The sequence below is a fragment of the Thermodesulfomicrobium sp. WS genome, from assembly GCF_027925145.1.
In the GTDB taxonomy this organism is placed as follows: Bacteria; Desulfobacterota; Desulfovibrionia; order Desulfovibrionales; family Desulfomicrobiaceae; genus Thermodesulfomicrobium.
This window is the reverse complement of the sequence record NZ_AP027130.1, coordinates 646,670-666,227: the sequence shown is the minus strand read 5'-3', so window position 1 is coordinate 666,227 and position 19,558 is coordinate 646,670. Positions and strand designations below refer to the sequence as shown.

The 19,558-nt window shown below is 66.0% G+C and carries 20 protein-coding genes; 3 read left to right on the top strand and 17 right to left on the bottom strand.

Features of this window, described 5'->3' with window-relative positions; all coding sequences use genetic code 11:
- Positions 1-66 precede the first annotated feature (66 nt).
- Complete coding sequence (locus QMF81_RS03240) at positions 67-867, bottom strand: sulfite exporter TauE/SafE family protein (protein WP_281751973.1); 801 nt, start codon at positions 865-867, stop codon at positions 67-69.
- Between the two features lie 227 nt (positions 868-1,094).
- On the opposite strand from QMF81_RS03240, the gene QMF81_RS03235 reads away from it, so the two are divergent.
- Both QMF81_RS03235 and QMF81_RS03230 read left to right on the top strand, forming a co-directional pair.
- On the top strand, positions 1,095-2,384 hold the full coding sequence (locus QMF81_RS03235) for an NCS2 family permease (protein WP_281751971.1): 1,290 nt from the start codon (positions 1,095-1,097) through the stop codon (positions 2,382-2,384).
- Positions 2,385-2,433: 49 nt separating this feature from the next.
- Positions 2,434-3,687, top strand: a complete 1,254-nt coding sequence (locus tag QMF81_RS03230; RefSeq protein ID WP_281751969.1) for a 4Fe-4S binding protein — start codon at positions 2,434-2,436, stop codon at positions 3,685-3,687.
- A 14-nt stretch (positions 3,688-3,701) separates the two neighbouring features.
- Here QMF81_RS03230 and QMF81_RS03225 read toward each other — a convergent pair whose 3' ends face one another.
- The 4 genes from QMF81_RS03225 to QMF81_RS03210 are packed head-to-tail and all read right to left on the bottom strand — an operon-like array spanning position 3,702 to position 8,238.
- Positions 3,702-4,634, bottom strand: coding sequence for a glucokinase (locus QMF81_RS03225; protein ID WP_281751967.1), 933 nt, complete (start codon positions 4,632-4,634; stop codon positions 3,702-3,704).
- 43 nt (positions 4,635-4,677) lie between these two features.
- Positions 4,678-5,847 carry a methionine adenosyltransferase gene (metK, locus tag QMF81_RS03220; RefSeq protein WP_281751964.1) on the bottom strand — a complete coding sequence of 390 codons (1,170 nt, stop codon included), beginning with the start codon at positions 5,845-5,847 and terminating at the stop codon, positions 4,678-4,680.
- Positions 5,848-5,857: 10 nt separating this feature from the next.
- Complete coding sequence (gene ahcY, locus QMF81_RS03215; RefSeq protein WP_281751963.1) at positions 5,858-7,279, bottom strand: adenosylhomocysteinase; 1,422 nt, start codon at positions 7,277-7,279, stop codon at positions 5,858-5,860.
- Positions 7,276-8,238, bottom strand: a complete 963-nt coding sequence (locus QMF81_RS03210; protein WP_281751961.1) for a metalloregulator ArsR/SmtB family transcription factor — start codon at positions 8,236-8,238, stop codon at positions 7,276-7,278. Before QMF81_RS03210 ends, ahcY begins: the two co-directional genes overlap by 4 nt.
- A 213-nt stretch (positions 8,239-8,451) precedes the next feature.
- On the opposite strand from QMF81_RS03210, the gene QMF81_RS03205 reads away from it, so the two are divergent.
- Positions 8,452-9,309 carry a DMT family transporter gene (locus tag QMF81_RS03205; protein ID WP_281751958.1) on the top strand — a complete coding sequence of 286 codons (858 nt, stop codon included), beginning with the start codon at positions 8,452-8,454 and terminating at the stop codon, positions 9,307-9,309.
- Here QMF81_RS03205 and QMF81_RS03200 read toward each other — a convergent pair.
- The 12 genes from QMF81_RS03200 to QMF81_RS03145 form a co-directional block, all read right to left on the bottom strand.
- Entirely contained in the window at positions 9,306-9,806 is a 501-nt protein-coding gene (locus QMF81_RS03200; protein ID WP_281751957.1) for a DUF456 domain-containing protein, read from the bottom strand. The genes QMF81_RS03205 and QMF81_RS03200 overlap by 4 nt on opposite strands.
- Positions 9,803-12,190, bottom strand: a complete 2,388-nt coding sequence (locus tag QMF81_RS03195) for a response regulator (protein ID WP_281751955.1) — start codon at positions 12,188-12,190, stop codon at positions 9,803-9,805. Before QMF81_RS03195 ends, QMF81_RS03200 begins: the two co-directional genes overlap by 4 nt.
- Positions 12,163-12,843 (bottom strand): ComF family protein, encoded by a 681-nt coding sequence (locus QMF81_RS03190; RefSeq protein ID WP_281751953.1) that lies wholly within the window; start codon positions 12,841-12,843, stop codon positions 12,163-12,165. Before QMF81_RS03190 ends, QMF81_RS03195 begins: the two co-directional genes overlap by 28 nt.
- Entirely contained in the window at positions 12,840-13,382 is a 543-nt protein-coding gene (locus tag QMF81_RS03185; protein ID WP_281751951.1) for a flavodoxin family protein, read from the bottom strand. Before QMF81_RS03185 ends, QMF81_RS03190 begins: the two co-directional genes overlap by 4 nt.
- Positions 13,351-13,557, bottom strand: coding sequence for a hypothetical protein (locus tag QMF81_RS03180; protein WP_281751949.1), 207 nt, complete (start codon positions 13,555-13,557; stop codon positions 13,351-13,353). Before QMF81_RS03180 ends, QMF81_RS03185 begins: the two co-directional genes overlap by 32 nt.
- A 52-nt stretch (positions 13,558-13,609) precedes the next feature.
- Positions 13,610-14,230, bottom strand: a complete 621-nt coding sequence (locus QMF81_RS03175) for an MBL fold metallo-hydrolase (RefSeq protein ID WP_281751947.1) — start codon at positions 14,228-14,230, stop codon at positions 13,610-13,612.
- A 153-nt stretch (positions 14,231-14,383) separates the two neighbouring features.
- Positions 14,384-14,800, bottom strand: a complete 417-nt coding sequence (locus QMF81_RS03170; protein ID WP_281751945.1) for a hypothetical protein — start codon at positions 14,798-14,800, stop codon at positions 14,384-14,386.
- The gene (pyrE, locus tag QMF81_RS03165) at positions 14,797-15,387 is read right to left on the bottom strand and encodes an orotate phosphoribosyltransferase (RefSeq protein ID WP_281752917.1); all 591 of its coding nucleotides are present in this window, start codon (positions 15,385-15,387) and stop codon (positions 14,797-14,799) included. Before pyrE ends, QMF81_RS03170 begins: the two co-directional genes overlap by 4 nt.
- A complete protein-coding gene (gene purB, locus QMF81_RS03160) occupies positions 15,387-16,685 on the bottom strand; it encodes an adenylosuccinate lyase (RefSeq protein ID WP_281751943.1) in 1,299 nt (432 codons plus the stop codon). The genes pyrE and purB overlap by 1 nt, the downstream gene beginning before the upstream one ends.
- A 56-nt stretch (positions 16,686-16,741) precedes the next feature.
- Complete coding sequence (locus QMF81_RS03155; protein ID WP_281751941.1) at positions 16,742-17,011, bottom strand: zinc ribbon domain-containing protein; 270 nt, start codon at positions 17,009-17,011, stop codon at positions 16,742-16,744.
- 237 nt (positions 17,012-17,248) lie between these two features.
- Complete coding sequence (locus QMF81_RS03150) at positions 17,249-18,358, bottom strand: DUF362 domain-containing protein (RefSeq protein ID WP_281751939.1); 1,110 nt, start codon at positions 18,356-18,358, stop codon at positions 17,249-17,251.
- Between the two features lie 5 nt (positions 18,359-18,363).
- Positions 18,364-19,536: a homocysteine biosynthesis protein gene (locus QMF81_RS03145; RefSeq protein WP_281751937.1), complete on the bottom strand. Its 1,173-nt coding sequence runs from the start codon at positions 19,534-19,536 to the stop codon at positions 18,364-18,366.
- Between the last annotated feature and the right edge of the window lie 22 nt (positions 19,537-19,558).

Below are 19,558 nucleotides of genomic sequence, written 5' to 3'. Positions count from 1 at the left end.
CCTTGCCAACACCCCGGGGACGTGCCTGGCCCCCAGCCAGCTCACCGTGATCGCCCTGGGGTAAGGCTATGCCACCACGCCCCACAGCATCCGCAAGCCCACCATGAGCAGCAGGACGGCAAAGATCTTTTTCAGACGATCCACAGGCAAGGCGTGGGCCAGCCGCACCCCGAGCGGCGCGGTACACACGCTCGCCAGCACAATGCCCAAAAGCGCCGGCAGCGAAACGAAGCCAAGACACCACTCCGGAAGGGCCGGCACGCCCCAACCATGCACCACGTAGCCCAAGGTGCCGGCAACGGCGATGGGAAACCCAATGGCCGCGGACGTACCGATGGCCCGATGCAGCGGGATATTGTGCCACACCATAAACGGCACCGAGAGTGTGCCGCCGCCAATACCCACCAGACTCGAAACCGCGCCGATGACCACCCCCGCCAGGCTCGTCCCCGCCAGGCCGGGCATCTGGCGCGTGGGCTTGGGCCGCTTGCCGGAAAGCATCTGCCAGCACACGAAAACGAGAAAGACCACAAACACCACCTTGAGCACCCGGGTGGGAAGCACGGCGGCCACGAACGTCCCCGCATAGGTCCCCGCCAGGATCCCCAGACAGATGCGCCGCACGACATCCCAGGCCACCGCCCCCCGGCGATGGTGGGCCATAAAGCTGGAAACCGCGGTAAACATGATGCTGGCCATGGAGGTCCCCAGAGCAAGCTGCATCATAATCGCCCCGTCCACCCCCTGCCAGGTGAAGCACACTACCAGCATGGGCACGATGACCAGCCCCCCGCCGATACCAAAAAGCCCGGCCAACACCCCGGCCACGGCACCCACCGCCAGATAGACTGCAAAAATTTCCAGCATATATCATCTCCTGCGCCGAAATTGGTCAGACCAATTCCCGCCAAACCCGCACCCCTGTCAAGACTTGGGCCGTGACATCTGCCCTGAAGGCGAAGGGCACCGGCCTGCTTCTTGAGGCCGGCCGTCCATCGGTCCCCAGGCCGCATGCCTTGCCCTGAAGGCCAAGCCGCCGTACGGACTCCACCAGGCACCACCACGGACACCCCCAATCGTCTCAGGAGACCCCCATGGAACGCTTTTTCCGCTTTGCTGAACATGGCACCACGGTGCGCACCGAGCTCGTCGCCGGGGCAACGACCTTCATGACCATGGCCTATATTCTGGCCGTCAACCCCGCCATCCTCTCGGCCACCGGCATGCCCAAGGACGCCCTGTTCACGGCCACGGCCGTCTCGTCCATCATCGCCACCCTGGTGATGGCGCTCATGGCCCGCCTGCCCTTCGCCCTGGCCCCGGGCATGGGACTCAACGCCTTTTTCGCCTACTCGGTGGTGCTTGGCCTTGGGTATTCGTGGCAAACGGCCCTGGCTGCGGTCTTCCTGGAAGGGATCCTGTTTATCGTGCTCTCGGCCATCAATGTCCGCGAGGCCATCATCGCCTGCATCCCCCTCAACTTGAAACGCGCCCTCTCCGTGGGCATCGGGCTCTTCATCGCCTTCATCGGCCTGCACAACGCCGGCATCGTGGTGCAGCACGACGCCACCTTGGTCACCTTGGGCGACATCACCCAAGGCCCGGCCTTGGTGGCCCTTGTGGGGCTTGTCTTCACCGGGCTGCTCCTTGCCTGGCGCGTCAAGGGCGCCCTGCTTTTGGGGATCCTCGCCGCCACCCTCATAGGCATCCCCCTGGGCGTGACCCAATGGCACGGCTCGCAGCTCGTTTCCCTCCCCGCTTCCCTTGCGCCCATCGCCCTGCAGATGGATTTTTCCGCCCTGGCCTCAGGCGAGCTCATCATGGTGGTCCTCACCTTCCTGCTGGTGGATATGTTCGACACCATCGGCACGCTGGTGGGCGTCTGCACCAAGGCCGGCATGCTCACCCCGGAAGGCCAGGTGCCTCGGGCCAAGCAGGCGCTGCTCGCTGACGCCATCGGCACCACCGTGGGCGCACTGCTCGGCACCTCCACCGTGACCACCTACATCGAAAGCGCCGCTGGCGTTGCCGAAGGCGGCCGCACCGGGGCCACGGCGCTCACCACCGCGGCCCTCTTCTGCCTCGCCCTGTTCCTCTCCCCGCTCTTTCTCATGGTGCCCAGCGCGGCCACCGCCCCGGCCCTGATCCTGGTGGGGCTCTTCATGCTCTCGCCCATCAAGGACATGGACCTAGATGACCCCACCGAGGCCATCCCCGGTTTTCTCGCCATCATCGCCATGCCGCTTACCTACAGCATCGCCGATGGCATCGTGTTCGGCATCCTGTCGTATACCGCCCTCAAGCTGCTCACCGGACGCGGCCGCGAACTCTCCCTCTTCACCTACGCGGTCGCGGCCTTTTCCATGCTCAAGTTCGTGGGCTGACCCAAAAAAATGCGGCAAGCGCGGCACGGCGGCTTGCCCCAGGCCCCCTATGGGACACTCGAGCGCCAAAGACATCTTCCGCGCCCTGGGGCGCAAACTCGATCAAACCTCGGTGCGCACGCCGTGGACGCCCACCCTGCGCCGCATCCTCACCCTGCTCTACACCGAGGCCGAGGCCGAACTCGTGGTGGCCATGCCCCACCGGCCGTCGTCCCTGGCGCGTATCGCCCGCATCACCCAAAGGACCGAGGCCGAGCTTCGGCCCCTGCTCGAAGGGCTCTGCGCCAAAGGTCTGGTCATGGACCTGTGGGACGGCGATACGGTCCAGTATATGCTCAGCCCCATGGTCATCGGCTTTTTCGAATTCACCTTCATGCGCGCCCCCCAGGGGCTTCCCATCCGCCCATTGGCCGAGGCCTTCCACGCCTATCTCCTCGGAGAAAAAGCCTTCCTCGAGGCCAATTTCGGAGGCCAAGAACAGGTATCCGTCATGCGCGCCCTGCCGCACGACGGCACCCAGGCGCCCCAGGTCACCATCCTGGACCATGAATCCGCCAGCGCCATGGTACGCGAAGCCAAACGCTTTGCCATCGGCACCTGCGCCTGCCGCCATGAGCGACTGCACACCGACGGCAAGATATGCGCCGCAGGGCTTGCCACCTGCACGTCCCTCGGAGAGACCGCAGATTTTCTCATCCGCCGCGGCTTTGCCCGCGAGGTGCCGCGGCAGGCTGTGGAAGAGCTCCTTGCCCGCTCCCGAGAGCTTGGGCTCGTCCTCTCCACGGACAATGTGCGTAAGGCGCCGGGGTTTCTGTGCCATTGCTGCGCGTGCTGCTGCCATCTGCTGCGGGGAGTGCGCGAAAGCGGCTATCCCGGGGTCATCGTCTCCTCGAGCCTCATGGCATCCGTGGACGAGGCCCGCTGCCGCCGCTGCGGCCGCTGCGCCCAGGTGTGTCCGGTGCACGCCATCACGGCACCGCCCGGAGAAATTCCCCGCCTGCACGAGGCCTTTTGCCTGGGCTGCGGCGTCTGCGCCCTGCGCTGTCCTGCCCAGGCCATCCACTTGGTCTCCCGTCCCAAGCGCACCCTGCTTCCCGAAGACATCTTCGAGCGCATCCTGCTGCAATCCCTGGAGCGGGGAACGCTCCAGCACCTGCTCTTCGACCATCCAAGACGCTTGGATCACGCCTTCCTGCGCGCGCTGACCGGAGGCTTTCTGCGCCTGCCCGGGGTCAAACAGGCGCTCATGAGCGAGGTGCTGCGCTCGCGCTTTCTTGGATTCCTCCGCAAGCACAGCGCGTAGCGGTGCGCCGCAGCTCAGACCACCCAGCGCCGCTTGCACCCCGCCACCGCCGCGCCCAAGAGCCCGGCATCAGGATGGGTGACAAGCCGCACCGGGAAAGCGGCAAGCATAACCTCGTAGCCCCGGCAGGCGCAAAACTCCTCGAGAAACGCCGGATGCTCCACCAGAAAGGGATTTTTGGCCGCCACGCCGCCGGCCACAAAGAGGCCGGAGGTCGGCAGACTCGTGAGGGCAAGGATGCGCAGGGCGCGGCCATAGAGCCGGGCAAAGGCCGCACACGTGGGGTGCGTGGGAGAGATGGCCTCTGCCACGGCTGCCGGGGCCATGGTCTTGCCCGTGCACCAGGCGTGCACCCGGGAAAGGCCCGGGCCCGAGACCACGGCGTCCAGGATGGCCTCGCCCGCCTCGGCGAGGATGCGCTCCTGCAGGTCCTGTTCCGTAGGGAGGAAGGGAAAGGGCGTATGCCCCATCTCGGTAGCAAGCGGCACCCAGCCGGCCTCCTCAGGCACCAGCACGCAGGCGCCAAACCCCGTACCCGCGCCAGCCACGGCCCGGGGGCCCGACCGCGCCACCCCCTCCTGGAGCACCTGGCACGAGGCCCAGACCTCCGGATGCAGGGTGGCGTACGCCTGGGCCACGAAGTCGTTCAGGACCACCGCCCGCCCTGCCAGGCACGCATCCTGGGCGTCCACCGTGAGCCCGGCGTTGGGCAGCCAGGCCCGGCCGTCCTGCACCGCGCCGGCCACTGCCAGGACCGTGCCCTGGGCATCCTGGGGGTGCAGCCCCAAGCCGCGCTCCAGGGCCAATGCCACGAGTCCTGCGAGATCCGCAGCCGCGGCCGTGGGCACGGTGACAGTGCGCGCCAAGCGCGGAGCCGCGCCGTCCACCGCTTCTGCCACCGCAAAGCGGGCATGGGTGCCGCCGATATCCGCCACAAGCATCGCCATAGGGCCTCCCAAAAACACGGGCCGGGTTTCCCCGGCCCACGTGCTAGACTTTCGCGGCAGTGCGCAGGTCGTCCACGGCGTCGGTCACTTCCCAGGGGAAGGTCACGTCCTCGCGGCCAAAATGGCCGTAGCAGGCGGTCTGCTTGTAGATGGGCTGGATGAGGTTGAGGCGCTTGATGATGAAGTACGGGCGCAGGTCAAAGACCTCGCGCACCGCCCGGGTGAGCACCTCGTCGGGCACCACGCCGGTGCCGCCGGTGGTGACCAAAACCGACACCGGCTCGGCCACGCCGATGGCGTAGGCAATCTGCACCTCGCAGGTCTGCGCCAGACCTGCGGCCACGACGTTTTTGGCCACGTAGCGGGCCATGTAGGCGCCGGAGCGGTCCACCTTGGAAGGATCCTTGCCCGAAAAGGCGCCGCCGCCATGGTTGCCCATGCCGCCGTAGGTGTCGTTGATAATCTTGCGGCCCGTGAGCCCGCAGTCGGCCAAGGGACCGCCCACCACGAACCGGCCCGTAGTGTTGATGTAGATGCGGGTCTGGTCGTCGAGCATCCCGGCGGGCAGGGTCTTGCGGATGACCTCGGCCTCGATGGCTGCGGCCAGGTCCGCATAGGCCACATCCGGGCTGTGCTGGGAGGACACCACCACGTTGTCGATGCGTACCGGCTTGCCTTTGCGGTACTCCACCGACACCTGGGTCTTGCCGTCCGGCCGCAGGAAAGGCAGCACCCCGGATTTGCGCACCTCGGCCAGGCGGCGGGAGAGGGCGTGGGCAAAGTAGATGGGGGCGGGCATGAGCGTGGGGGTCTCGGTGGTGGCGTAGCCGAACATCATGCCCTGGTCGCCCGCGCCCTGGTCTTCGGGCCGGGAGCGGTCCACGCCCATGGCGATATCCGGAGACTGCTTGTCGATGGAGGAGAGTACGGCGCAGGTGGTGGCGTCAAAGCCCATGTCCGAGCTCACGTAGCCGATCTCGCGCACCGTGGTGCGGACGATCTCCGGCAGGTCGGCATAGGCGGTGGTGGTGATCTCGCCGGCGATGATGGCCATGCCGGTGGTCACCATGGTCTCGCAGGCCACGCGGGCATGCGGGTCCTGGGCGATGAGGCAGTCGAGCACCGCATCGGAGATCTGGTCCGCCACCTTGTCGGGATGGCCTTCGGTGACGGACTCGGACGTGAACAGATAGTGATCAGCATTGAGGATCATGGCGCGCTCCTTAGTAGCGGTAATGATCGGGTTTGAAAGGACCATCCACGGATACGCCGATGTAGGCGGCCTGCTCCGGGGTGAGCCGCTCCAGTTTGACGCCCAGACGCTCCAGATGGAGGCGGGCCACCTCCTCGTCCAGGCGTTTGGGCAGAGTCATGACCTGGGGCGGATAGGTGTGGGTGGCAAGGTCGATCTGGGCGAGCACCTGGTTGGTGAAGGAGTTGGACATGACAAAACTCGGGTGCCCGGTGGCACAGCCGAGGTTCACCAATCGCCCCTCAGCCAGGACGATGATGCTCTTGCCCGAGGGCAGCACCCATTTGTCCACCTGCGGCTTGATGGGGATGCGGCGGCAGCCCGGGGTGCGCTCGAAGTAGCCCATGTCGATCTCGTTGTCGAAGTGGCCGATGTTGCACACAATGGCCTCATCCTTCATACGCTCCAGGTGCTCGCCGCGGATGACGTGGTAGTTGCCGGTGGCGGTCACGAAGATGTCGCCCCGCTCGCAGGCCTCGTCCATGACCGTGACCTCATAGCCCTCCATGACCGCCTGCAAGGCGCAGATGGGGTCACACTCGGTCACCAGCACCCGGGCGCCGAAACCGCGCATGGACTGGGCACACCCTTTGCCTACGTCGCCGTAGCCGCACACCACCACCACCTTGCCGGCCACCATGATGTCCGTGGCCCGCTTGATGCCGTCAGCCAGAGACTCCCGGCAGCCGTAGAGGTTGTCGAACTTGGACTTGGTCACCGAATCGTTGACGTTGTAGGCCGGAAACAGCAGTTCCCCGGCCTTGGCCATCTGGTAGAGGCGGTGCACACCGGTGGTGGTCTCCTCGGAGACGCCGCGGATCTTCTTGGCCATGGCCGTCCATTTGCCCGGGGCCGTGGCGAGAGAAAGCTTGAGGCGCTCCACCACGCAGGCCCACTCCTTGTTGTCCGTGGGCTCCTGAAGAAAAGAGGGGTCCCGCTCGGCGCGCACCCCCTGGTGCACCAGCAAGGTGGCGTCGCCGCCGTCGTCCACGATGAGGTCCGGACCTGTGCCGTCAGGCCAGGTGAGGGCCATCTCCGTGCACCACCAATAGTCTTCCAAGGTCTCGCCCTTCCAGGCGAAGACCGCGGCCAGCCCCTGATCCACCACTGCGGCGGCGGCATGGTCCTGAGTGGAGAAGATGTTGCACGAGGCCCAGCGCACGTCCGCGCCCAAGGTGTGCAGGGTCTTGATGAGCATGGCCGTCTGGATGGTCATGTGCAGACTGCCGGAGACCCGAAGGCCTGCCAAGGGCTTGGATTTTCCGTAGCGATCCATGAGGGCCATGAGCCCCGGCATCTCCCGCTCCGACAATTGCATCTCCTTGGTGCCCCAATCGGCCAGACTCATATCCGCCACCTTGTACGGCAGGGAAAGGTCAAGTGGTTTGGTCATGTGTGCTCCTTGAGGGATACGCCCCCAACGCGTGGCCCACGCCGCTCGGCCGCCAGTACCACCAGGCGCACACGGCTGGGCAAAGGATATTCCTCCACCGTCTCCACGAAAAACCCTGCGGCCTCCACCCAGGAGGTCAGGTCTTCGAGACGGAATCCAAGCCAATGATCGCCATGGCGCCGGCGCAGCCGCTCCTCGCCATGGGAAAGATAGTCCGCCAGCACCAGCCGCCCGCCCGGACGCACGGCCCGCGCTGCCTCAGCCAGGACCTCCTGGGGATGCGAGAGGTGATGGAGCACCAACGAGAGCACCGCGCCGTCCGCCTCGGCATCACGCACCGGCAGGTGGGCCAGGTCTCCCAGGCGCAGACTGATGGTGGAGTACGCACCTACCCGCCGGGCCGCTGCCTCCAGCATCCGCGGCGAATGATCCACGCCCACGGCCTGCTTGCCTGCTGCGGCCAAGCGCTCCAGCAAAAATCCAGGGCCACAGCCCAAGTCCACCACCACCGAAGCCCCGTCCAAACGCGCCAACACCGCGCCGTCCAGGTCGAAATCCCCCAGGATCTCCTGAGAGAGGCTCTTCCAATCCTGGGCCACGGCGTCGAAAAAGCGCACTACCCGGCCGCGACGCTCGGCGAGCACGGCCACGGCCCGCTGCCGGTCCGCCTGCACTTCGGGGTCTTCTTCGAGAAGCTTCAGGACCGAGGCCAACACCGGCGGCACCGGGTCCGACACCCGGTACAAAGCCCATGCGCCGCTGCGCGTGCAGGTCAACAGCCCCGCATCCACCAAGATCTTGAGATGGCGGGAGATGCGCGACTGCCCCATGCCGAGCACGGCCACCGTCTCCCCCACAGTGAGTTCATGGGCAGCCAGGATGGCCACCAACCGCAGGCGGGTCACATCGGCCAAGGACTTGGTCTGCAGCAGAAGAGGTTCGATCCAAGAAGTGCTCATATCAAAATATCTTGATATGAAGACCTAACGAAGGCCCCGACCCGTGTCAAGCGCCCACCACACGCTCATGCGTCTGTACGGACTTTGAAAGATGCCGGCCCTGGGGCACGGCCTACGTTTCCCACCACAGACCTCCGGGCACGACGCCAACCATGGATTCTGCTTGCCCCTACACGATTCCAGGTCTAGGGAGCGGCCTTTGCGGAGGGTGCCATGCTGCGTGTGTATGCCCAATTGGTGGGTTCCGTGGTGCTGTGGGGCGGAACGTGGATTTCCGGCCGGCTGCTTGCCCAAAGCATGCCCTCGTTTTCCGCGGCCTTGTTGCGCTTTGTAGTGGCTTCGATCTTTCTTTTGGGCTGGACCTGGTGGCGCACCGGCGCCATCCCCAAACCGCCGCGTCACCTGGGGGTGATCTCCCTTTTGGGGGCCACGGGCATCTTTGCCTACAACTATTTCTTTTTCACCGGTCTTGCCAGCGTGCCAGCGGGCCGGGCAGCGCTCATCATCGCCACCGCACCGCTGGTGATCACCCTAGCCAGCCCCCAGGGCTGGCGGCCGCAGGTGATCGGCGGCGCGCTTGTGGCCCTTACCGGGGCGGGCACCGTGCTCGCCCACGGGGTCCCGTGGCGCCTTTTTTCCACCGGCCTTACGGCAGGGGACCTGCATATCCTCGGATGTGTGGTGAGCTGGAGCGCCTATTCCATCCTCAATGTCCGGGCCACCCGACGTATGGAACCCCTTACTGCTGTCACCTGGGCATGCGTGGCCGGAACTGTGTTCCTCACCCTACCGGCACTCCAAAGCGGCGTTATCGAACACGCCCTTACGGCCACGCTCCTGGATTGGACCAACATCGTCTTTTTGGGAGTCCTGGCCACAGGGGTAGCCTTTACCTGGTATGTCCGGGGCATCCAGGTGGTGGGCGCGCCCCGGGCAGGGGTATTCATCAACCTCGTGCCGGTATGTGCGGTATTCCTGGCCTGGATGCTTTTGGGAGAACCCATCGACTTCTCCCTTGTGGTTGGTGGAATCTTGGTGCTCTGCGGCGTGCGGCTGGCCAATCGACACTAGGTCTCCCAGAGGCGAAGAAGCATGAAAACGAGCATACCCGCGCCCAAGGACATCTTCACCACCATGCCGCCCACCCGGCCACGCATGGCCCCCCAGGCAGCCGTGCGGGCCTGAGCCAAGGGCACTCCACGCATCATCTCCCCCAATAGGCACCCGCCATAGGCCCCCAGTACTGCTCCCAAAAGCGCTCCCAGACCAAAGGCCACAGGCGCGCCCGTAATGGCGCCCACCACTGCCCCCACCATAGCAAAGATGCTTCCCTGGGCAGAGGCCCCAGCGCGACGGGCCTCGCGATCCTGCAGGAGCCATTCCGCCGCTTCCCCAGCCGCGGCTACAAACACCAGCACCACCCACACTCCCACGGTCACCGTATGGGGTTCCATCACGGCCGCCAGGGCAAAAAGCCCAAGTAGAATCCAATTGGCTGGCAAGGAAAAGACGTGCAGACCAAAGGCCGCGATCAAGGCAAGACTCCAGAGGGCGTCGAGCACCATCATGCATCCACCGCAAATCCCAGCTGACGCAGCACCGCCGCCACTTGCACAGCATCATACGGCTTGGCGAGCACCGCAGAAATCCCTGCCTCCAAGCAGGCCGTCTCCATAGCCGGGTCGTCATGGGCGGTGATGGCCACCACCGGCAGCATCACCCCCTGGGCCCGCAGCCGCGCCACCGCCTCCGGACCGGAAAGCTTTGGCATCTCCACGTCCACCACCGCCAGATCAAAGCCGGTGAGGTCCTGAAGCGCCACCTCCACCAAGCGCGTCCCATCCTCCACGATCATGGTCCGCCGCGCCCCCAGCCGCACCAGAAGCGACTCCAGGAGCGCCGCATTGAAGGGGTTGTCTTCCGCGATCAGGACTCGAAATCCTGAGGCAACGGATGCAGGTCTCAAGGCCGGCGAAGGAGTCGGCGGCATCGCTTCGGCGGGCCGAGGCGCTTCGGGCGATGGGCCGGGCAAGGATTCCTCCTCCTGCGGCGAAGGCAGCACCTCCAGCTCCACGGAAAATCCGAGCTCCGTCCCCAAGGGACCCTGATGGCGAGCGATCCCCCGAGCCCCGAGACGGCGCAGGGTAAGCTCCGCCACCACCAAATGAAGTGCCTCGCCGTCCAAGAGCTCGTCCCCCAAAAGCATGTCCAGGGTTTGAGGGATGTTCGGCGGCTCCCCAGGGGCCTGCACCCCGAAAGTCACCAGGGCTGTGCCCGGGTTATCACTGGGGGCCTCATCCACGCTGATGAGCACTCGTCTCCCACGGGCGCGCATGCACGCGCCCCAAAAGAGCTGCTCCATGGCCTGCCGGAGCATGACCGCATCCACCCGGCACCTTTCCGGCAATCGCCCTTGGCCCACGTGCACCGAGACGCCCCAAAGCTCCCCCTGCGCACGCGCCTGCTCGAAAAACCGCCGTAAAAAAGGCCGCAACACCACTTCGCTTAGGACCAAAGGGCGCCAGCCAAGGCGCAACTCCACCAGCGCCTGCAGCGTCTGGATAAGACACCGCAGGGAGATCTCCGCCTCGCCCAAACGCGCCACTTCCGCTTGGATACGCGCCAAGATCCCAAGGCAGCGTTCCAATACCAGCCGTCGCCCTGCGTCCATGCCGCGCGTATAGGCCGCGGTCGCGTCCATGGCCACCAGCACCCGAGCGCCGTCTCCCTCCTGAGGCCACGGGGCGACGCGGCCCAGCACCCACGCGCCACTGCACTCCCCCACCCATACCCCTGGGTCATGATCGCGAAGCCACGGGGCTGCCTTACGCACCGACATCCCCGCGACTTCCGCCGGCGCCCGCCCCAAAAGGCGGGCCCAAGCGGCATTGGCGGCCACCACCTGTCGGGAGCCATCCACCGCGAGCAGACCGCACTCCAGGCTCTCGACAATGCCCCGCCACCGCTCCACCTCGGCCCGAAGCGTCTGCTCCACATCCCGGCGCCGGGAGATGTCCCACAGCACAACGAGCCAATACTGCTCGCCCCCCACCCCAAAGGGAGCAACCATGCGCATCACCCAGACCGCGGTCCCATCGCTCCGAAGCAGGCGCACCTCCCGCGTGAGAAACGAACCCAAATCCAATGCCGATCCGCCCCCCTCAAGCACGGACCACGGATAGCCTGGGTCCACGGCAGGCTCGACACCCAAAAGGGTCGCTGCCGCACCATTGACCCGGCGCACCATGCCCGCCGCATCCACCAGCACCACGGGCACGGGCAGGGCGTCGAGCACCGAAACGTCCTCAAGGGGGCGCGTCGCCCCGGCAGAGGGCAAATCTGCACCACCAAGGCGCCCCAGCCCCCATGCACCAAAGAGCAGCCCCATTGCCGCGAGGACCAGCAGCGGCCACCAGCTCGCCTCGGAGTCCTGCATCCCCGCCCCCCCGCGACGCACCTCCCCTATGGCAGCCACCAACCCTTGCCGGGCATCCAGCATGCGCCCTGCCTGGTGCCGCCAATCCTCGGTAGAAGCCCCCTCCTTCAAGGAAGCCAGGAGCCGGCAGGCGTCCTCAAACTCCAGGGCCTTCCTGAGCACCAGCTGCACCGCCTCCGCCCCCAAGACCGGATCCGCAGCCACCCGCACGCGGTGAATGCCCTGGAGCAGCCCGGCCAGGACATCGTCCAGCGCCCCCTGAATATGCAGGCGCAAGCCTGGCTGCTGGGCCGCGGCCTCCAGCATGACCGCCTCTGCGTCCAGACGGCGCACCGCCGCCTCCATGTGGGCGAGTCCCGCTTCCACCTGAGCCCATGCCACCCGCTGGGCCGCAGCACGCTCGGCCATCCGCGCCACCAGCAGCGCCCCCACCAGGGCGGCCAGCATCAGCCCCAGCCCGGCGCCGATCCACCATCTGCTGCCCACCCTCATGCCCGTGCCACCACCGCGCACCATACCTCCCGCGCCCCTGCGGCCTTCAACGCCCAGGCACACGCCCGGGCCGTGGCCCCGGTTGTCATGATGTCATCCACCACGGCCACGCGCAGCCCAGGTACCGGCGCCGATACAAAGGCCCCAGCCACGTTCGCCTGGCGCTCGGCGCACGAAAGCCGTGCCTGGCGCTCGGTGTCCCGAATCTTGGTGAGTAGCTGGCGCATCGGCCAGCCCATGCGCCGGGAAAGCACCCGGGCCAGCTCCACACTCTGGTTGAAGCCACGCTCCGCCAACCCCGAGGGGCGCATGGGCACCGGCACCACCACATCGGCCACAAGCCCCCGCTCCTGCACCGCCTCGGCCATCATCCAGCCCAAAACCCCCACGAGGCCCAGCTCGCCGGCAAATTTCAAGCGCACCAAAAGCCGGCGCAAAAGCCCGGCGTATCCCCCCCAAAAGGCCACCGCGCTCCACGGCGGCGGGTCCAGACGGCAGCGGCCGCACACCAGCGGCGCCCCTGCCGCCCCCGCACGGATCTCCCCACAGCGCGGACAAAAGGAATGCGTCTGACGCGGCATATGCCGAGAGCATTGCGCGCACAGCCAGCCTTCGGCCACTACCGCACCACAGCCCTGGCAGCGACGGCCAAGCCACGCCCCCCAATTGCCCATCATCCGCCCTCCGGGTGCGGCCAGGCGGAAAGCCTCCCGCGCACCGCCTCCCAAAGGCGTGCATCCAGATCCCCAGGCCCTTCCACGCCGCGCAACTCCACCACAGGCCCCAAGGCAAAGCCCAGATACGGCAAGAAAAACCGCAGCGTGCGCACAATACCTGAAAAAAGCTCCTCCCCCCGCGGTCTGCCTGCCACGAGCAGCGCGGCGGCGGGCTTGGGGGCTGCCGCAGGCGGCCCGGACCAATAGCGGCTCTGGGCCCGGTCGATCCACGCCTTGGCCAAGGCCGGCACATGGTAGAAGTACACCGGTGCGGCCACCATGAGCCGAGAAGCCGCACCCACTCGGGCAAACAGCGCCTCGGCATCGTCACCTGCCGCCAGGGGACACACCCCCTGACGGCAAGCCCCGCAGCCCCGGCACGGGGTTATGTGAAAATCCCGCAAAAAGAGACACCGCGCCTGGCGCATGCCCGCCACGGCCGCAGCCAGGGTCTCCGTCGTGCCCCCTTTATGCGGGGAAAGGCTCAGGACCAGTTCCATACGTTTTGCGCCGCCACACCACCCGCACCGTGTCCGGGGCGACCGTCTCGGCGTCCGCCTGCCAATCCGGCTCCAGCCAGCGCGCCTCCAGCACCGCATCCAGGCCTTCGGGCCGCACCAGCATCACCACTTCCGGCGCCGTGGCAAAACGCAGATGCCAACTGGCATCCCGCATCAAGCCTCAGCATACGCGGCGCAGGTCGATTTCCGCCATAAGCCCCCACGCATCATGCCTGAAAAGGCGAAAAAAATGGATTGTGGCGCATTTCGTCGCCCACGGTGGTGGCTGGTCCGTGGCCGGGATAGACGCGGGTCGCCTCCGGCAGGGTGAAGATCCGCTCGCGCACCGAGCGTTCCAGCACCGCAGCCGAGCTGCCCGGAAAATCCGTGCGCCCCACGGAGCGATAAAAGAGGAGGTCGCCCACGAACACTGCCCCCAAGGAGGGGAAATAGAAGGAGAGCCCGCCCGGGCTATGGCCGGGGGTGCTCAGGATCTGGCACGGGATGCCGAGAAGCTGGTGTTCGCCGGGTTCCACCGGCGTCCAGGAAAAGGCGGGGGTGCGGGGAAAGCCCCACATGCCGCCGGCGCCGAGTTCGGTGTCCAAAAGCGAGGCCTCACGGGGATCGGCCCAGACCGGGGCGCCCGTGGCCTCGGCCACGCCAGCGATGCCTTGAATGTGATCGAAGTGGAAATGGGTGGCGAGGATGGCCTCCAGGGTCCGGCCCTCAAGCGCTGCCAGTACCACTTCAGGCTCGCCGCCGGGGTCGATGACCACTGCCCGGGTGTCGTCCCCGACCACGTAACAATTGGTTTCCAGCGGCCCAAGGGCCAAAGTCTCAATACGCATACGCCCTCCCTGCACAGACTGCCCCGTGTTTAGGGAGAGGAAAAGCGCACTGTCAAATGCAGGAAACGGACGTCCATCGCAGCGAGCCACGATGCCCTCGGCGGCCAAGCGCCCTCTCGGGCCCCAAGCAGGACGCGCCTTTCCTGAGGGGGCCTACCGCCATCCCCGCATCCAGGCCGCCAAGCACGGGGCAAACACGATCACCACGAGCACCACGGGCCAGAGATTGCCCCCCCGAAAAGAATATGCCGCACCGAGCTCGGCCAGAGTCTGGCCGCGCACCAGGCCAAAGATGGTCTCGAAGGCCAGGGTGAGTCCCAGCCAGCCCAAGCCCAAGAGGAGCAGCCCACGTCCCTCACGAACCCCCAACCACGGCGCGGCTCCATAGGCCACGGCAACCACGGCAAAACACAGCCACAGTCCCCCGACCGTGAGCGCCAGCGCAGCGCCCAGGCGCGGGGCAAGGACAAGTTCTCGCACCCCGCCGCTTGCCACCGCCACCACGAGGAGCACCGCCCACACCGCCACTGCCCGGCCAAGGAGCGCCCAATCCACGCCGCCGACCATCATCGCCCCTCCGCAAGGCGCTGCCCCTCGGGACCGCCCCCTGTGCCAGCCGCCAAGAGCTCGGCCCGGGTGAACAAGGCATGGAGCTCGAAGCCGGCCTCGGCAAGCCGGGCGCGGCCGCCTTCCTCGCGGTCCAGCACGCAGAGCACCGCCGCCACGGTGAGCCCTTCGGCCTGCACCCGCTCGATGGTGGTCAGCAAGGTGCCGCCGGTGGTGACCACGTCTTCCAGCAAGGCCACCCGCGCGCCGGGGGCGAAGTTGGTCAGGCCCTCCAGATAGCGGTTGGTGCCGTGGCCCTTGGGGTTCTTGCGCACGATAATGCCCGCAAGCGGCATGCCTTCCAGATACGACACCACGGTCACGGCCGAAACCAGCGGATCCGCACCCAAGGTCATGCCGGCCACCCCGTCCACACCGCCGAGTTTTTTGAGTTCCTCCACCAGCAGCCGGCCGATGAGATAGGCCCCTTCGGGATGCAGGGCCGTCGGCTTGCAGTCGAAATAGTAGTCGCTCTTTTTGCCCGAGGTGAGGGTGAATTCCCCTTCCAGGTACGACTTTTCCAGCAAGAGCTGGGCAAGGCGCCGGCGCATCATGCCCCTCCCAACACGCGCGTAAAGATGGCGTCTTCGTGGCGCAGATAGAACCGGGCATCGAAAAGGGCATCCAAGGCTTCGGCAGAAAGCGCCGCGCTCAAGGTGGCGTCGGCGCGCACGGCCTCGGGAAAGGAGCGGCGTTCGTTCCAGCAGGCCATGGCCACCTTCTGCACCGCCTCGTAAGCCTTTTGCCGCGGCCAGCCGGCCTCCACCAGGGCCAGGAGCACCCGCTGGGAAAAGAAGAGCCCGTAGGAGCCCATGAGGTTCCGCTCCATGTTCTCGGGGATGACGCGCAAGCCCTCGAGCACCCGGCGCAGGCGGTGGAGCATGTAGTCCACAAGGATGGTGGAGTCGGGGAAGATCACCCGCTCCACAGAGGAGTGGCTGATGTCGCGCTCGTGCCACAGGGCCATGTTCTCCATGGCCGCCAGGCTGTTGGTGCGTACCAGCCGCGCCAGGCCCGCCAGGTTCTCGGCGGAGATGGGATTCTTTTTGTGCGGCATGGCCGAAGAGCCTTTCTGGCCCGGGGCAAAGCCTTCTTCCACCTCCAGGACCTCGGTGCGCTGCAGATGCCTGAGCTCGACACACAAACGCTCCACGCCGCCGGCAAGCAGGGCGAGGGCCGTGAGCAACTGGGCGTGACGATCGCGCTGGAGGATCTGGGTGGACACCGGGTCCACGGCCAGGCCGAGGCGATGCAGCGCCCGGCGCTCCACCTCGGGGGAGAGCATGGCGTACGTACCCACCGCGCCGGAGATCTTGCCCACGCGCATGTTTTCCACCGCAGCGTCGAGGCGTGTCAGATGCCGGGAAAATTCCGCGTAGAACCCGAGCATCTTGAGCCCAAAGCTGGTGGGCTCGGCGTGGATGCCGTGGGTGCGGCCCATGCACAGCCGTCCCTTGTGTTCCAGGGCCAGACGCTTGAGGGTCTCCAGCAGCGCCACCAGCCCTTGGCGGATCTTCTGCCCGGCTTCCACCAGGAGCAGGGCGCCAGCGGTATCCACGATGTCCGAAGAAGTGCACCCCAAATGGATGTAGCGCGCCGCCTCGCCCACGCGCTCCTCCACCGCCGTGAGAAAGGCGATGACATCGTGCCGCGTGGTCTCTTCCAGCTCCAGGATGCGGGCCGTATCGAAACCGGCCTTGGCGCGGATCTCGGCCATGGCCGCCTCCGGGATGACGCCCAGCTCGCACCATGCCTCGCATACGGCGAGTTCCACGTCCAGCCAGGCCTGGAATTTTCGCTCCAAACTCCACAAAGCGCCCATTTCCGGGCGGGTGTAGCGCTCAATCATAGCAGGTCCTTAGCAAATGAAACAGGCAGCCGAAGCTGCCTGCGTGGTGCGGGGGGTTAGGCGTCCGATGATGTCGAGGAAGAACACGAGCTCGACGTGCACGAACACGACGCCCCGGACTCGGCCTTTTTCTGCCCGTTGCCCCCCTCTTTGCAGTAGCCGGAAGCGTACCATCCTCCGCCCTTCAAGATGAACGACGTGTTGGAGATCACGCGATGGGATTCGCTTCCGCAGATGGGGCAGCGCATGGTGCGCTCCACGAAGTCTTTCTGCCACTCCTCGAAGACTTGATGGCACTCCTCGCAGCGGTATTCGTAGATGGGCATAGTCGGTTCCTCCGCCTCTACAGATAGAGTTATTTTTTGGCCTTGGCCGCAGCCGCTTTGGCTTCCTTGATACGGGCTTTGAGCCGCTCCTCGCGGCGCTTGCGGCGACGGTCCAGTTCCTTGCGGCGTTCAATCTTCTTATGAGCCATGATCCATCCTCCCTCAAAAAGTGCGTCGGAAGCGGCGTTCATATAGACAGCCTCACCGCCTTGTCCAGCCCCAACACGGCAGGCGGCCCTAAATCTCCCGCAAACGGTACTCCCGCTGCCCCAGGCCCAAAGTTTCGGCATACGCCAAAAGCCGCTCCCCGTGCACCCCAGGGTGCAGGGCATGAAACTTGTCGTCCCCAGGAGCCAGCCCCTCGGGCAAAGCGCTCGGGTACAAGGGCGGCGCGGCATTGACCAGATCCAGGCAGGCCTGATCCAAGGCCACGGGATCCGTAGAGGCAAGCACCCCGATGTCCGGACAAATGGGGGCGTCGGAATAGCCGAGACAGTCGCACCCTGGGGTCACGGCGCGCACGAAGGCCAGATGCACCGAAGGCCGAGGCCGCGACACCAAAGCAGCGGCCGCATATTCGGCCATGCGCTCCAAAAACGCCGTGATATCCGTGCGCCAATCCACGTGCAGGGCGCTGTGGCGGCAGACGAGAAAACACGCCGCGCACCCCACGCACGCCGCCCGATGGAAGGTGATCCGCTTGTGGGCGTCCAGACGCAGGGCCTTGGCCGCGCATACTTCCTCACAATGCCCGCACCCCACACAGTGCTCCGGATGGACGTCCGGCCCCAGGCCGCCGTGCTGGTGCATCTTGCCCCGCCGCGTGGCGCACCCCATCCCCAGGTTCTTGAGGGCCCCGCCAAAACCCGCCAACTCATGCCCCTTGAAATGGGACACGGTGACAAGCACATCCGCATCCATGATATCGCCCGCCAGATAGGCCTGCTGAAAATGCTTGCCCCGCACAGGCACAACGCGCTCGTTGCCGCTTTTGAGCCCATCGGCGATGATCACCGGCGCGCCCAAGAGATTGGGGTCGAACCCGTGGCGGGCGGCCTGCAAGGCGTGGGATACGGCCTCGCCGCGCTGGCCCACGTAGAGGGTGTTGGTGTCCGTGAGAAACGGCGCCCCGCCGCATTTGCGGAGAAAGGCCACAATGGGGGCAAGCTCCAGGGGCTGCACGTGGGCCGTGGTGCCCTGCTCGCCAAAATGGAGCTTCACGGCCACCAGATCTCCGGAACGCACCACGCCCCCCAGCCCAACGGCCTTGAGCAGGCGTTTCATGCGCACTTCGTAGGGCGAGCGCCGGGCTGCCCGCAGATTCCACCACCAGACGTCCGCGGCCATGATGGTCACCGGGAGATGATGGGTTCCTGGGGCTCGGTGAGCAGAAACCGCCCTTCCTCGATCCAGCGTTTGAGCTCCCCGGCGATCTCCAGGGACAAGGCATAACTGGTGAGCGGCACGGTGGGCACGCGTTTGCCTTCGATGGTGATGGACCCGCTTTTGAGCTCCGCAAAGGTGACGTGTCCGTAGGCACTGGGCCGACAATTGGGATAATCTTCGCCATAGTCCACCACCGGCACCTGGATGTCCGCATCGGCAACGCCCGTAAACCAGGCCATGTCCTCGTCGAGGATGGGGATGGGGATGCCCACGCCCACGGCCAGGGAGCACCCATAGCCCAAGATGCTCACCCCGCGCAGATAGCGGGCATTCATGCCCGCAAGCTCGCCTTTGAGCATCAAGGTGGCTGAAGGCGCAAGCGGAATGCCCCGGGCATTGCGCGGCGGCGCCTCCACGTGCTGGGTGCCGGCGCCGATGACGTAGCCCACGCCGCCGCCGAGAAAGATGCGCGTCCCCAGGCCGATGGTGCGCAGATACGGATCATTGAAAAGCGGACTCAGCTCGCCGGCGGTGGCGTAGTTGGCGTTGCCCATGCCGGGCTTGAGCGGGCCCATGTACGTATATTTGATGCGCCGGGAACGGTTGATGGCGCAGTTGTAGTTCTGGTAGCAGTTGCGCGGGTTGAGCAGCACCGCATTGCGCAACTCCGCCAGGGTAATGTCCTTTTCCAACTCCCGACGGGGATAGCAATCGGTGCCGTAGGCCGTGGCCCGCAGGTGCACGGACTTGCCGCGCACCAAGTCCTCGATGACGTGGCCGCCGCCGTACTTGAACTGCCCGGGATGGACCTTGTTCAAAGGGTCTTCTTCGGTGGGCTCGGTGGCGCCGATATAGGCGTCCACTGCCGCCACCCCGCAGTAGCAGGGCACGCCATTGAGCCACATTTTGGCCACCTTGATGGTAGGCGGGTTCTTTTGACCGATATTGAAAAGCAACCCCGAGGAGCACATGGGCGAGAAAGTGCCGGTAGTGACCACGTCCACGGTTTGGGCGGCCTTGACCTTCCCTTCCGTGCGCACTAGGCGGGTCATTTCTGCCGCCGTAACGACCACGGCCTTGCCCTGACGGATCTTCTCATTGATTTCCGCGATGCTCCGGTGCACTTTGTGTGTCCCCATATGGCCTCCTCGTGCTGGTTGC

Bases quoted from the DNA above. Each gene is read 5' to 3' on its own strand.
- QMF81_RS03240 (WP_281751973.1), bottom strand. From the start codon at position 867: ATGCTGGAAATTTTTGCAGTCTATCTGGCGGTGGGTGCCGTGGCCGGG.
- QMF81_RS03235 (WP_281751971.1), top strand. From the start codon at position 1,095: ATGGAACGCTTTTTCCGCTTTGCTGAACATGGCACCACGGTGCGCACC.
- QMF81_RS03230 (WP_281751969.1), top strand. From the start codon at position 2,434: ATGGGACACTCGAGCGCCAAAGACATCTTCCGCGCCCTGGGGCGCAAA.
- QMF81_RS03225 (WP_281751967.1), bottom strand. From the start codon at position 4,634: ATGGCGATGCTTGTGGCGGATATCGGCGGCACCCATGCCCGCTTTGCG.
- metK (WP_281751964.1), bottom strand. From the start codon at position 5,847: ATGATCCTCAATGCTGATCACTATCTGTTCACGTCCGAGTCCGTCACC.
- ahcY (WP_281751963.1), bottom strand. From the start codon at position 7,279: ATGACCAAACCACTTGACCTTTCCCTGCCGTACAAGGTGGCGGATATG.
- QMF81_RS03210 (WP_281751961.1), bottom strand. From the start codon at position 8,238: ATGAGCACTTCTTGGATCGAACCTCTTCTGCTGCAGACCAAGTCCTTG.
- QMF81_RS03205 (WP_281751958.1), top strand. From the start codon at position 8,452: ATGCTGCGTGTGTATGCCCAATTGGTGGGTTCCGTGGTGCTGTGGGGC.
- QMF81_RS03200 (WP_281751957.1), bottom strand. From the start codon at position 9,806: ATGATGGTGCTCGACGCCCTCTGGAGTCTTGCCTTGATCGCGGCCTTT.
- QMF81_RS03195 (WP_281751955.1), bottom strand. From the start codon at position 12,190: ATGGTGCGCGGTGGTGGCACGGGCATGAGGGTGGGCAGCAGATGGTGG.
- QMF81_RS03190 (WP_281751953.1), bottom strand. From the start codon at position 12,843: ATGATGGGCAATTGGGGGGCGTGGCTTGGCCGTCGCTGCCAGGGCTGT.
- QMF81_RS03185 (WP_281751951.1), bottom strand. From the start codon at position 13,382: ATGGAACTGGTCCTGAGCCTTTCCCCGCATAAAGGGGGCACGACGGAG.
- QMF81_RS03180 (WP_281751949.1), bottom strand. From the start codon at position 13,557: ATGCGGGATGCCAGTTGGCATCTGCGTTTTGCCACGGCGCCGGAAGTG.
- QMF81_RS03175 (WP_281751947.1), bottom strand. From the start codon at position 14,230: ATGCGTATTGAGACTTTGGCCCTTGGGCCGCTGGAAACCAATTGTTAC.
- QMF81_RS03170 (WP_281751945.1), bottom strand. From the start codon at position 14,800: ATGATGGTCGGCGGCGTGGATTGGGCGCTCCTTGGCCGGGCAGTGGCG.
- pyrE (WP_281752917.1), bottom strand. From the start codon at position 15,387: ATGCGCCGGCGCCTTGCCCAGCTCTTGCTGGAAAAGTCGTACCTGGAA.
- purB (WP_281751943.1), bottom strand. From the start codon at position 16,685: ATGATTGAGCGCTACACCCGCCCGGAAATGGGCGCTTTGTGGAGTTTG.
- QMF81_RS03155 (WP_281751941.1), bottom strand. From the start codon at position 17,011: ATGCCCATCTACGAATACCGCTGCGAGGAGTGCCATCAAGTCTTCGAG.
- QMF81_RS03150 (WP_281751939.1), bottom strand. From the start codon at position 18,358: ATGGCCGCGGACGTCTGGTGGTGGAATCTGCGGGCAGCCCGGCGCTCG.
- QMF81_RS03145 (WP_281751937.1), bottom strand. From the start codon at position 19,536: ATGGGGACACACAAAGTGCACCGGAGCATCGCGGAAATCAATGAGAAG.